At 73.7% G+C, this 12528-nt stretch carries 9 protein-coding genes; 6 read left to right on the top strand and 3 right to left on the bottom strand.

The genetic code is table 11. The annotated features are described in order from the left end of the window. Positions 1-112 precede the first annotated feature (112 nt). The gene (locus ACIP63_RS10090; RefSeq protein WP_356714259.1) at positions 113-526 is read left to right on the top strand and encodes a cobalamin B12-binding domain-containing protein; all 414 of its coding nucleotides are present in this window, start codon (positions 113-115) and stop codon (positions 524-526) included. A 165-nt stretch (positions 527-691) separates the two neighbouring features. Here the strand turns inward: ACIP63_RS10090 and ACIP63_RS10095 are convergent, their stop codons facing one another. Then, on the bottom strand, positions 692-2320 hold the full coding sequence (locus ACIP63_RS10095; RefSeq protein WP_401513198.1) for a DUF5691 domain-containing protein: 1629 nt from the start codon (positions 2318-2320) through the stop codon (positions 692-694). A 93-nt stretch (positions 2321-2413) separates the two neighbouring features. Then, positions 2414-3784 (bottom strand): SWIM zinc finger family protein, encoded by a 1371-nt coding sequence (locus tag ACIP63_RS10100; RefSeq protein ID WP_401513201.1) that lies wholly within the window; start codon positions 3782-3784, stop codon positions 2414-2416. 231 nt (positions 3785-4015) lie between these two features. Here ACIP63_RS10100 and ACIP63_RS10105 point away from each other — a divergent pair, with 231 nt between their 5' ends. The 5 genes from ACIP63_RS10105 (at position 4016) to sucD (ending at position 11033) form a co-directional block, all read left to right on the top strand. After that, the gene (locus tag ACIP63_RS10105; RefSeq protein ID WP_401513203.1) at positions 4016-5128 is read left to right on the top strand and encodes an AAA family ATPase; all 1113 of its coding nucleotides are present in this window, start codon (positions 4016-4018) and stop codon (positions 5126-5128) included. Continuing rightward, entirely contained in the window at positions 5125-7434 is a 2310-nt protein-coding gene (locus ACIP63_RS10110; RefSeq protein ID WP_401513206.1) for a DUF5682 family protein, read from the top strand. The genes ACIP63_RS10105 and ACIP63_RS10110 overlap by 4 nt, the downstream gene beginning before the upstream one ends. Then, the gene (locus tag ACIP63_RS10115) at positions 7431-8654 is read left to right on the top strand and encodes a VWA domain-containing protein (RefSeq protein WP_401513209.1); all 1224 of its coding nucleotides are present in this window, start codon (positions 7431-7433) and stop codon (positions 8652-8654) included. The genes ACIP63_RS10110 and ACIP63_RS10115 overlap by 4 nt, the downstream gene beginning before the upstream one ends. 291 nt (positions 8655-8945) lie before the next feature. Beyond that, the gene (gene sucC / locus ACIP63_RS10120; RefSeq protein ID WP_401513211.1) at positions 8946-10127 is read left to right on the top strand and encodes an ADP-forming succinate--CoA ligase subunit beta; all 1182 of its coding nucleotides are present in this window, start codon (positions 8946-8948) and stop codon (positions 10125-10127) included. 21 nt (positions 10128-10148) lie between these two features. Next, positions 10149-11033 (top strand): succinate--CoA ligase subunit alpha, encoded by an 885-nt coding sequence (sucD, locus tag ACIP63_RS10125; protein ID WP_099173770.1) that lies wholly within the window; start codon positions 10149-10151, stop codon positions 11031-11033. Positions 11034-11177: 144 nt separating this feature from the next. On the opposite strand, the gene ACIP63_RS10130 is transcribed toward sucD, so the two are convergent. Then, positions 11178-12455: a helix-turn-helix domain-containing protein gene (locus ACIP63_RS10130; protein WP_401513214.1), complete on the bottom strand. Its 1278-nt coding sequence runs from the start codon at positions 12453-12455 to the stop codon at positions 11178-11180. Positions 12456-12528 lie beyond the last annotated feature (73 nt).

A 12528-nucleotide genomic window follows, 5' to 3' on the forward strand; every position in this document is an offset into this window, starting at 1 on the left:
TGTGATTTCCCCCTCCCGGTCCACCGCGAAACGGGACCGTGCGGGATGCTGTGGATAACGTTCGTTCACATCACCGGCCCTCCGGGCACGGGAAACGCATGTGGAGGCATTGATGGGTGTGACCGGTCCGATCCGTGTGGTGGTGGCCAAGCCGGGCCTCGACGGCCATGACCGCGGGGCCAAGGTGATCGCGCGGGCGCTGCGGGACGCGGGCATGGAGGTCATCTACACGGGGCTCCACCAGACCCCCGAGCAGATCGTCGACACCGCGATCCAGGAGGACGCCGACGCCATCGGCCTCTCGATCCTCTCGGGTGCGCACAACACGCTCTTCGCCAAGGTCATCGAGCTGCTGAAGGAGCGCGACGCGGAGGACATCAAGGTCTTCGGCGGCGGCATCATCCCCGAGGCGGACATCGCTCCGCTGAAGGAGCGGGGGGTCGCGGAGATCTTCACCCCGGGTGCGACGACGGCCTCGATCGTGGACTGGGTGAACGCGCACGTCCGCCAGCCCGCGGAGGCCTGAGCCAGAGGATGCCTGCGCCTGCGGATGCCTGCGCCTGCGGAGGCCTGCGCATCCCCTGAGCCCGCGGAGGCCTGCGCATCCCCTGTGCCTGCGCATCCCCTGTGCCCGCAGAGGCCTGAGCGCGCCGAGGCCTGTGTCCGTTGGGATCCCGGCCTCCGTCCGTGGTCATTCCGTGCCGTCCTGGACCAGCTCCGCGTCCATGGCGGCGCGCAGGCGCAGGGTGGAGACCAGGCGCTGGAACGCCTCCGACCAGTAGCCGCCCGCCCCCGGTGAGGCGTCTTCCGACTCGTCGGGCGTGGTGGTGAGCACCGCCAGCCGGTCCGCCTCGGCAGGGTTGAGGCAGCGCTCGGCAAGGCCCATCACCCCGCTGAAGCTCCAGGGGTAGCTCCCCGCGTCCCGGGCGATGTCCAGTGCGTCGACCACCGACCGGCCGAGCGGCCCGTCCCAGGGCACGGAGCAGACGCCGAGCAGCTGGAACGCCTCCGACAGCCCGTGCGCGGCTATGAAACCGGCGACCCAGAGCGCTCGCTCGGGGGCGGGCAGGGTGGCGAGGAGCTTCGACCGCTCCGCCAGCGACGCCGTCCCGGGTCCGTTCGCCAGGGGTGTCGAGGGGGCCCCGAGGAGCGCCCGCGCCCACTTGGGGTCCCGCTGTCGCACGGCGGCGCGGCACCAGGCGGCGTGCAGCTCACCAGCCCAGCCGTCGGCGACCGGCAGCGCCACGAGCTCCTGCGCCGTCCGGCCGCCGAACCTCTCCCGCCAGACACCGAGCGGTGCCGCCTCCACCAACTGGCCGAGCCACCAGGACCGTTCGCCTCGCCCCGAGGGCGGCACCGGCACCACCCCGTCGCGCTGCATCGCGGCGTCGCACTCGTGCGGAGCCTCCACGGCGACGGATACGGCTCCGCCCGTACGGTCGGGGTTCACGCAGGATGTGGCACGGGCCGCCATCCGCCGGGCGAGCGCCGAATCGGGCAGGGCGGACAGCAGCTCGGCGGCCGTGGAGCGTACGTTGCGGCTGCGGTCCGCCAGGGCCTCCTCCAGGAACGTCTCGTCGGCTCCCGAGAGGCCGGAGCGCAGGGAATCGAGGAACATCAGCCGGTCCTCGGCCCGCTCCGTGGACCAGGTGGTGGCGAGCAGGGACCGGGCGGCACCCGGATCCCGCTCCCGCAGGGCCCCGAGCAGCGCGACCCGTTCGGCGAAGAGCCCTTCCTCCCAAAGGCCGCGCACCACCTCCGGATCCGCGGTGTCCGGCCGCTGCGCGCCGCGCGAGGAGGCGCGCAGCGCGAACTTCCACTCGGGGTTCAGCCCGGCCAGCCAGATCCCGCGCGGACCGGCGAACGCCAGCACGTGCGGACGCAGATCCGTACGCGCTCTCGCCGCGTCCAGCAGCGCCGGCAGAAGCTCCGCCGGCGCCCGGTAACCGTGCGCACCGGCGGAGGCCAGCCACTGGGGGATGAGCTCGGTGAGATCGGGAGCCGCTCCGCGCCTCCCTCCGGTGGGCGGCGCCGAGCGGTCGGCGAGCAACTGTGCGAGCCGGCGGCGGGCGGGGGCAGGCAGCGCCGGCCGGGGATCGGCGGGCGCCGGTGCGGGCAGGGCGGCCCCGGTGGTCGGCCGCAGCGCCGCCCTGCGGCGCACGGTGTGCACCGCCGCCGTGTCGAGCAGCGCCGCCGGACCGACCGCGGCGCCGTCATCCGCCCGGAGAGGGCGCCGGTCGGTGCCGAGCAGCGCCGAGGTGACGAGGTCTTCCCACACGGCGCTCACGGTCGCGTCGTTCGTCGTGACGGTGGTGGACATCGGGTCCCTTCCGGTGGTCCGGTGATCCGGTGGTCGGTCGAGGGGAGAGAGGGAACGCGGCGGGCCGGGCGGTGCCTGGTGACGGCGTCGTGGTCAGACGAGCGCCACCGCCGGCCTCGGCGCGCCCTCGTCGTCGGAGGTCTCGGCGCACCATGCCGTGAGTGGGTCGAAACCCCGGTGCCCGCACTCGCCGAACACCGTCAGGGGGCGCCCGCCGGAGAGCGCCACGAGCTTCCACAGACCGGGCCGGGAGAGCGCCGCGGGTGCGACCGGCAGGGCGGATCCGTCCGCCGCGCCGACCAGTTGCCAGCCGTCCCCGGACGGCGCGGGTATGACTGCGCGCAGCGTGACCGGCCAGGCGTCGAGCCAGGGGTCGTCGCGCAGCGCGTTCCCGTACGCGGCGAGGGCGTCGGCGGTGGTGCCGCCCGGCGGTGGCGCCGGTGTGGCGAGAGGCTCGCCGAACCGCGGCCCGAGCTCGCCCCGCAGTCCTCCACCGCCCGGATACGGCGTCACCTCGGCGTCCATCACGGTGCCCACCGGCAGCGGCGGAGCGGGGGCGCGTCCCGGCGCGCCGTAGGACAGCAGCAGCGTGGTGCGCCCCGAATCCCTCCCGTACATCCAGGTGCGACGGGTGACGATCCTGCCGTCCGGTGTGTCGTACTGCGCGAGGACCAACCAGTGGTCACGGACGGCCGGGCCCTCGGCCGAGGCCGTCAGCCCCACCCTCGTACGGACCGTGGCCGCCAGGGGCCCGGGCAGCCGGTCGAGCCCGAGCCAGGCCGAGTCCAGCAGACGCAGGAGCGCGCACTCCTCCAGCAGCCGCGCCGGCCAGCCGGGCCCCGAAGCCGGGACGGACCCCAACTCCCGCACACGGGACGCCAGCCCCGGCGCCTGCGCGTCGACCATGCGGGCTGCCGTCTCCTCCCACAGCCCGTCTCCCGGCCGGTCCGCCGTGGCGAGTCCGCCGCGCAGCAGGTCGACGAGCCGCTGGTCCAGCTCCTGCGCGCCGCCGGTGACGCGCTCCGCCCTGCGGTCGGCGCGCCGGGCGGCCGCGCGCGCCGCGGACCCCTCGGACGTCGCCCGCGCGCGTCGGTCCGCCAGCCACCGCGCGACCCAGGGGGGCGGCTCCTTCGTCCGGTCCAGCATCGGGGCGTCGGACGCATGGAGCAGCAGCAGTCCCAGGGCGTGTCCGCAGGGCGTCTCCCCGTCGGAGCAACCGCACGTGTACGCGGCGTCGTTCGTGTCCACCGCCGTGCGGTGCAGTGGTCCCTCGTCTCTCTCGCGGGTCCCCCACACCACGCCCCGGCCGCACCCCGCTCCGGTCCACGCGCGCTCCGAGGCGAAAGCGCGCCCCGCCTCGCGTGACCGCACGTCAGGAGCGAGGTCCAGCACCCGTTCCATCGCCTGGCGTGCCTCCACCGGACCGGTGGAGCGCCAGGGTCCTCCCCCTTGAGACAGCACCATGCAACCGACGGTAGAGCGCACCACTGACAATCGGCCCCGACCTGCGATTCCGCCTGTTCGAGGCGTCTTGACCGCTTCGCGTCCGTGCGCTTCTCCGCTGGGGGGAAGCCTCGCCCGTCACGGGCCGGTCCTCCACGCCGAGACCGGTCCCGGCCGTGCGCCGGGACCGATTGTCAGTGCCATGGTGCACCGTGGAAACCGCATCGGATCGACCGATCCGGAGGGGGATCCATGACCGTGTCCGTACAGACCGACGCAGCCGGCGGCGAAGCTCTGAGGCCGCACGCCGAGCATGCCTTCGCCGACGAGCTCAAGGCGCTCGCCGCCGCCGACGACCGCCCCAGGCCCGCCCGTTGGAAGCTCTCGCCGTGGGCCGTCTCCACCTATCTGCTCGGCGGGACACTCCCGGACGGCACGCTGATCACACCGAAGTACGTGGGTCCGCGCCGTCTCGTCGAAGTAGCCGTCAGCACGCTCGCCACCGACCGGGCGCTGCTGCTCCTCGGTGTTCCGGGGACCGCCAAGACCTGGGTGTCCGAGCACCTGGCCGCGGCCGTCAGCGGTGACTCGACCCTGCTCGTCCAGGGCACCGCGGGCACCCCCGAGGAGGCCGTCCGCTACGGGTGGAACTACGCGCGGCTGCTGGCGGACGGGCCCAGCCGGGAGGCTCTGGTGCCGAGCCCCGTCATGCGGGCCATGGCCGAGGGAATGACGGTGCGCGTCGAGGAGCTCACGCGTATCCCCGCCGATGTGCAGGACGCGCTCATCACGATCCTGTCGGAGAAGACGCTCCCCGTCCCCGAGCTGGGCCAAGAGGTCCAGGCGGTGAAGGGGTTCAACCTCGTCGCCACGGCGAACGACCGCGACCGCGGGGTCAACGAGCTCTCCAGCGCCCTGCGCCGCCGGTTCAGCACCGTCGTGCTGCCGCTCCCCGCCACGCCCGAGGCCGAGGTGGACATCGTGTCCCGGCGCGTGGCCCAGACGGGACGCTCGCTCGACCTGCCGCCGACGCCCGACGGCATGGCCGAGATCCGGCGCGTCGTCACGGTCTTCCGCGAACTGCGCGACGGCGTCACCACCGACGGCCGCACCAAGCTCAAGTCGCCGTCCGGGACGCTCTCCACGGCCGAGGCCATCTCCGTCGTCACCGGAGGCCTCGCGCTCGCCGCCCACTTCGGCGACGGCGTCCTGCGCCCCGGGGACGTGACGGCGGGCATCATCGGAGCCGTCGTCCGCGATCCCGCGACCGACCGCGTGGTCTGGCAGGAGTACGTGGAGACCGTCGTCCGGGAGCGGGACGGCTGGAAGGACTTCTACCGCGCCTGCCGTGAGGCCGCCGAATGACAGCCCTCGCCGGGGGGACCACAGCGCCCGGGGGACCCCTGCTGCTGGGGGTGCGCCACCACGGCCCGGGCTCCGCCCGCGCGGTGCTGGCCGCCCTCGAATCCGTACGGCCGGCTGCCGTGCTCGTCGAAGGGCCGCCCGAGGCGGACGCGTTGCTGCCGCTCGCCGCGCACGCCCGGATGCGTCCGCCGGTCGCGCTGCTCGCCCACGCCGTGGACGATCCGGGGCGTGCCGCCTTCTGGCCGATGGCCGACTTCTCCCCCGAGTGGGTGGCGATCCGCTGGGCATCGGCGCACGGCGTCCCGGTGCGGTTCGTGGACCTGCCCGCCGCGCACTCCCTGGCGTTGGCGGAGCAGCGTGAGGACGGCCCGGAGGAGGGCAGGGGCATCGATCCGATCGGCATCCTCGCCGGAGCCGCGGGCTACGACGACCCCGAGCGCTGGTGGGAGGACGTCGTCGAGCACCGCGCGGAGGGCGGCGGCCCGGCTGATCCGTGCGCGCCGTTCGCCGCACTCGCCGAGGCGATGACCGCGCTGCGTGAGGCGTACGGCGACGGGGGCCACCCGCAGGACGCCGTCCGGGAGGCCGCCATGCGCCTTCGACTGCGCGCCGCCCGGAAGGAGTTCGGTGACGGCATCGCCGTGATCTGCGGTGCGTGGCACGTGCCCGCCCTCGGCGCGCGGACGACGGTCGCCGCCGACCGGGCGCTCCTCAAGGGGATGCCCAAGGTCAAGACGGAGCTGACCTGGGTGCCCTGGACCCATCGCAGGCTCGCCCGGCACAGCGGATACGGCGCGGGGATCGAGTCCCCCGGCTGGTACGGGCACCTCTTCGGTGCCCACGACCGGCCCGTGGAGCGCTGGATGACGAAGGTGGCCGGTTTGCTGCGCGACGCGGACAGGGCGGTGTCCCCGGCGCATGTCATCGAGGCCGTCCGGCTCGCCGGGACGCTGGCCGCCCTGCGCGACCGCCCGGCCGTCGGCCTGGCCGAGGCCACCGACGCGGTCAGGGCCGTCATGTGCGAGGGGTCCGATGTGCCGCTGGCCCTCGTGCGGGACCGGCTCGTCGTCGGCGAGGTCCTCGGCGAGGTCCCGGAGACGGCCCCCGCCGTCCCCCTCCAGCGCGACCTGGACCGGCAGCAGCGCACGCTGAGGCTCAGGCCCGAGGCGGAGAGCCGCGACCTCGACCTCGACCTGCGCAAGGACACCGACGCGGCCCGCAGCAGACTGCTGCACCGGCTGCGGCTCCTCGGAGTGGACTGGGGCCGGACCGTCGCGGGCCGGGGGAGCACCGGGACGTTCCGGGAGAGCTGGCGGCTGCGCTGGGAGCCCGAGCTCTTCGTGCGGATCGCCGAGGCCGGGGTGTGGGGCACCACCGTGCTCGGAGCCGCGACGGCCAGGGCCGAGTCGGAGGCGGTTTCCGCGCCGTCGCTCGCCGGGGTCACCACGCTCGCCGAGCAATGCCTCCTGGCCGGACTGCCGGACGCCCTGCCCGTTGTGATGAGGGCCCTTTCCGACCGGGCCGCCCTCGACACGGACGTCGGCCACCTCGCGGACGCGCTGCCGGCCCTGGCCCGCTCCCTGCGGTACGGGGACGTACGCTCCACCGACACCGCGGCCCTGGGAGAGGTGGCCGTCGGCCTCGCCGGGCGTGTCTGCGTGGGCCTGCCGCCCGCCTGCACGGGCCTCGACGCGGACGCGGCCGCGGAGGCCCGCCGCCGGGTGGAGGGCGTGCACACCGCGGTCGGGCTGCTCGCCGACGCCGTGGGGGCGGACGGGCTGTCCGAGCGGTGGGCCGGAGTCCTGCGCAAGCTCTCCGCCAGGGACGCGGTCGCCGGGGTCGTCCGGGGCCGCGCCACGCGCCTGCTCCTGGACGACGGCCGACTGGCCGGGAGCGAGGCCGCGCGCCTGATGGGGCTCGCCCTCTCGCCCGGCGCCGCACCACCCGACGCGGCCGGCTGGATCGAGGGCTTCATCGGCGGAGCCGCGGGCGGCGGCCTGCTGCTCGTCCACGACGATCGGCTCCTCGGGCTCGTCGACACCTGGCTGACGGGCATACCCGCCGACACGTTCACCGTCGTGCTGCCCCTGCTGCGCCGGACGTTCTCGGCCTACGAGCCAGGTGTACGCCGCACGCTCGGCGAGCTCGTGCGCCGCGGACCGGGTTCCGGCGGGGCACGCGACGAGGCCGTACCGGCGGCACCGGGCTTCGGTGAAGGACTCGACGAGCGGCGGGCGGACGCGGTGGTGCCCGTGCTCCGGCTGCTGCTCGGCCTGGACACCCCGGACGAGGAGGCGGCCGGATGACCACGAGCGGGGCGGACACGGAGAAGGGGGAGAGGACGATGGACGCGACTCCTGCCGAGGACGAGCGGCTGAGGCGCTGGCGCATGGTGCTCGGCGCGGACGGTGCCGAGAGCACGGGACGCGGGCTCACCGGGCGCGACGCGGCGATGGACGGAGCGCTGACCGCGCTGTACGACGGCGGGAGGAAGCCCGGCGGCCGGGGCGCGGCGGAGCGTTCGGCGGGGCTGGGGGCGTCCGCCCCGTCGGTGGCCCGCTGGCTCGGCGACATCCGGGCGTACTTCCCGGCCTCCGTCGTCCAGGTCATGCAGCGCGACGCGATCGACCGCCTCGGGCTCTCCGCTCTGCTGGTGGAGCCGGAGATGCTGGAGGCCGTGGAGCCGGACGTCCACCTGGTCGGCACCCTGCTCTCGCTCGGCAAGGCCATCCCGGAGACGACGAGGGAGACGGCCCGCGCCGTCGTACGGAAGGTCGTCGAGGACCTGGAGCGCCGGCTCGCCACCCGCACCAGGGCGGCGCTCACCGGCGCCCTGGACCGCTCGGCCAGGGCCTCCAGGCCGCGCCACCGGGACATCGACTGGGACCGCACGATCCGGGCCAACCTGAAGAACTACGTGCCCCTCCCCGGCCGCGAGGGGGCCGGCACGGTCATACCCGAACGTCTCATCGGTTACGGGCATACGGACCGGTCCGTGAAGAAGGACGTCATCCTCTGCGTCGACCAGTCGGGCTCCATGGCCGCCTCCGTCGTCCACGCCTCGGTCTTCGGCGCGGTGCTCGCCTCGATGCGGACCCTGGCGACCCGGCTCGTCGTGTTCGACACGGCGGTCGTCGATCTCACCGACCAGCTCGACGACCCCGTCGACGTCCTCTTCGGCACGCGGCTCGGCGGCGGTACGGACATCAACCGCGCGCTCGCCTACTGCCAGTCGAGAATCACCCGTCCGGCGGACACCGTCGTCGTCCTCATCAGCGATCTCCACGAGGGCGGGATCCGCGACGAGATGGTCCGACGGGCCGCGGCGATGAAGGCGTCCGGAGTGCAGTTCGTGACCCTGCTGGCCCTCTCCGACGAGGGAACGCCCTCCTACGACCGCGAGCACGCCGCCGCGCTGGGCGCGCTCGGCGCTCCCGCCTTCGCCTGCACTCCGGACCTCTTTCCCGAGGTCATGGCGGCGGCGATCGAGAAACGGCCGCTGCCGATACCGGACACCGGGCGCTGACCGGCCGGGGCCCCGGCTCCGTGCCCCGGCCACGGACCGTCCGCCGGGCCCCGCGGAGGTGGCGTTTTGTCCCGCGTAACCCGGCCACCAGCGGGGCCTGTGACAGGTATCACCGCTCAGGTGTCATCTGCAATTTAGGGTCCGGTCCGGTGCGGGGGATAACCTGCCGGATGGACATGCCGCGTACCCGGTCACCGTGTGCGCCTCCCTTGTGACTGCGCAGTCACGTTGCCCTCGCGGCACGCCCACGCAGAAAACGAACCGCGAGACCACTAAAAGGGACGGACGCGCGTGGACCTGTTCGAGTACCAGGCGAGGGACCTCTTCGCCAAGCACGGTGTACCGGTGCTGGCCGGTGAAGTCATCGACACGCCTGAGGCAGCCCGCGAGGCGACCGAGCGGCTGGGCGGCAAGTCCGTCGTCAAGGCGCAGGTGAAGGTCGGAGGCCGAGGCAAGGCCGGCGGCGTGAAGCTGGCGGCAGACCCGGACGAGGCGGTCGCTCGCGCGACCGACATCCTCGGCATGGACATCAAGGGCCACACGGTCCACAAGGTGATGATCGCCGAGCTGTCCCCGGAGATCGAGGCGGAGTACTACGTCTCGTACCTCCTCGACCGCACCAACCGCACCTTCCTCGCCATGGCGTCGGTCCAGGGCGGCATGGACATCGAGGAGGTCGCGGAGAAGACCCCCGAGGCCCTCGCGAAGGTCCCGGTCAACGCCGTCGACGGCGTCGACATCGAGAAGGCCCGCGAGATCGTGGCCCAGGCGAAGTTCCCGGCCGAGGTGGCCGAGGGTGTCGCCGAGGCCATGGTGACCCTGTGGGACACCTTCGTCGCCGAGGACGCGCTCCTCGTCGAGGTGAACCCGCTGGTGAAGACCAAGGACGGCCGCATCCTGGCGCTGGACGGCAAGGTGTCTCTCGACGAGAACGCCGACTTCCGTCAGCCCGGCCACGAGGCGCTCGAGGACAAGGCCGCGGCCAACCCCCTCGAGGCGGCCGCCAAGGCCAAGAACCTCAACTACGTCAAGCTCGAGGGCGAGGTCGGCATCATCGGTAACGGTGCCGGTCTGGTCATGTCGACCCTGGACGTCGTCGCGTACGCCGGTGAGAAGCACGGCAACGTGAAGCCCGCCAACTTCCTCGACATCGGTGGCGGCGCCTCCGCAGAGGTCATGGCGAACGGCCTGGAGATCATCCTCGGCGACGCGGACGTCAAGTCCGTCTTCGTCAACGTCTTCGGTGGCATCACCGCCTGCGACGAGGTCGCCAACGGCATCGTCCAGGCCCTGGAGCTGCTCAAGTCCAAGGGCGAGGACGTCACCAAGCCGCTGGTCGTGCGCCTCGACGGCAACAACGCGGAGCTGGGTCGCAAGATCCTCTCCGACGCCAACCACCCGCTCGTTCAGCGTGTGGACACCATGGACGGCGCGGCCGACAAGGCCGCCGAGCTCGCCGCGGCTGCGAAGTAAGGAAGAGGGACTCAGACCACCATGGCTATCTTCCTCACCAAGGACAGCAAGGTCATCGTCCAGGGGATGACCGGCGCGACGGGCATGAAGCACACCAAGCTCATGCTCGCCGACGGCACCAACATCGTCGGCGGCGTGAACCCCCGCAAGGCGGGCACCTCCGTCGACTTCGACGGCACCGAGGTACCCGTATTCGGGTCCGTCGCCGAGGCGATCGAGAAGACCGGCGCCGACGTGTCCGTCCTCTTCGTGCCGCCGGCCTTCGCGAAGGCCGCCGTCGTCGAGGCGATCGACGCCGAGATCCCGCTGGCCGTCGTGATCACCGAGGGCATCGCCGTCCACGACTCGGCCGCCTTCTGGGCGTACGCCGGCTCGAAGGGCAACAAGACCCGGATCATCGGCCCGAACTGCCCGGGTCTCATCACCCCCGGCCAGTCCAACGCCGGCATCATCCCGGGCGACATCACCAAGCCCGGCCGCATCGGTCTCGTGTCCAAGTCCGGCACGCTGACCTACCAGATGATGTACGAGCTCCGTGACATCGGCTTCTCGTCGGCCGTCGGCATCGGTGGCGACCCGGTCATCGGTACGACGCACATCGACGCGCTCGCCGCGTTCGAGGCCGACCCCGACACGGACCTCATCGTGATGATCGGCGAGATCGGTGGCGACGCCGAGGAGCGTGCCGCCGACTACATCGCGAAGAACGTCACGAAGCCGGTCGTCGGTTACGTCGCGGGCTTCACCGCCCCGGAGGGCAAGACCATGGGCCACGCCGGCGCCATCGTCTCCGGCTCCTCCGGCACCGCCGCGGCCAAGAAGGAGGCCCTCGAGGCCGCAGGCGTGAAGGTCGGCAAGACGCCGACCGAGACCGCCAAGCTGGCCCGCGAGATCCTCGGCGGCTGACGCCCACCGCGTCACCCGTCGCACCGCCTCACAGCGGAAACGGCGCGGGCCCGCACCCCTTCGACAAGGGGTGCGGGCCCGCGCCGTTTCCGTTCCGGAAGCCCGCCGGAGGGACCCCGCCGGAGAGTTCCTTCCGGCCTCCGGTCAGGGAATCCGTGGCACCAGCCGCTCCGGGCCGTGCGTCAGCTCGCCCCGTAGCGACTTCTGCAGTTTCAGGTCCTGCGGCGTCAGCTTCTCCGGCCCGCCCCGCGGAGGGACGCCGCCGACACGTTCGGCGGGTGCCAGCGGCTGCTCGTACTGGGTCGGGGCCGTGTGCAGGGTGAAGGCGGTCGTGCCGATGAGCAGCACCCCGAAGCAGAGCGCCGCCCGGGTCCAGAGCTCGGCGACGCGCTCGCCGCCCGCGCGGACGGCGGGGGCCGGTGGCGGTTCGGGCACCTCTTCCGCGAGGGCGAGTGCGCCCAGCCGGTCGTGGAGCGCCGGCCTGCCGCCGGGCTCCGTCGCCTCCACCGTCCCGGGCAGCCGCTCGGCGACGGCGGCCCGGGCGTTGAGCAGCCTGCTCGCCGTGGCGGGAGTGCTCGCCTCCGTCTCCGCCGCGGTCTCGGGCAGCCCGAGCCCCACCCCGTCGTGGAGCAGCAGGGTGCGCCGGTACGCGGGTGGCAGGTCCAGCAGCGCGGCGAGCAGCGCACGCCGCGCCGGATCCTCGGGCAGCGCGTCGGGCCGGCGGTGGGCGCGGCGCAGCCGGTGCCAGGGCGACATCGCGTACTCGTACGACGCCGCCCGCACCCAGCCCGCCGGGTCGCGGTCCCTGGCCACCTCGGGCCAGCGCTGCCACGCGATCCGGAAGGCGTGTGCGACGGCTTCCCGGGCGAGCTTCCGACGGCCGGTCAGCAGGTACATCTGACGGGTGAGACCCGGTGCCGTGCGGCCGTACAGCGCGTCGTACGCCTCCTCGGCGGTGAGGGCCGGCGGGGGCTGCGGGGCGGGTCCGTGCGCGTCCGGCGCCGCGGCCCCGGGCGCGCTCCCGTCCTGGGCGGGGACGCCCGGAGCCGGCGCCTCGGGCGTGGATGCCTCGGGCGCCCTCGGTGTGTGGGTGTGCGAGGAGGGCTCTCCGGGCGTGGGCACGTCGGGGGTGGTGCCGGTGCCGGGCTCGGTCGGGGACACCGTGCTGCTCCCGGGGGCTTCCGCGCAGGGGGGCGGCGCAGGGCGGTGTTCGTCGCAGCCGATGAGCCTGGCGTAGGCCGTGCGCCGCCGGCCCCGCGGGCTCGTGCGCCCTGTCTCCCAGGCGCGGACGGTGGCGGGCGTGACTCCCACGGCCGCCGCGACCTGTTCCTCACTCAGTGCCCTGGCCTCGCGCAGCCTGCGGCGCTCCTTCGGGGAGGGCAGGGGGGCGGCGGGGGCCGGACCGGTGGCGCTCCGCGTCATGCCCGGCCTCCGTCCCCGAGGGCACTGCACTGGGTGAAAAAGTACATAAACGTATATTGAGCGACACAACGGC

This window comes from Streptomyces sp. NPDC088746, from assembly GCF_044751065.1.
Classification (GTDB): Bacteria; Actinomycetota; Actinomycetes; order Streptomycetales; family Streptomycetaceae; genus Streptomyces.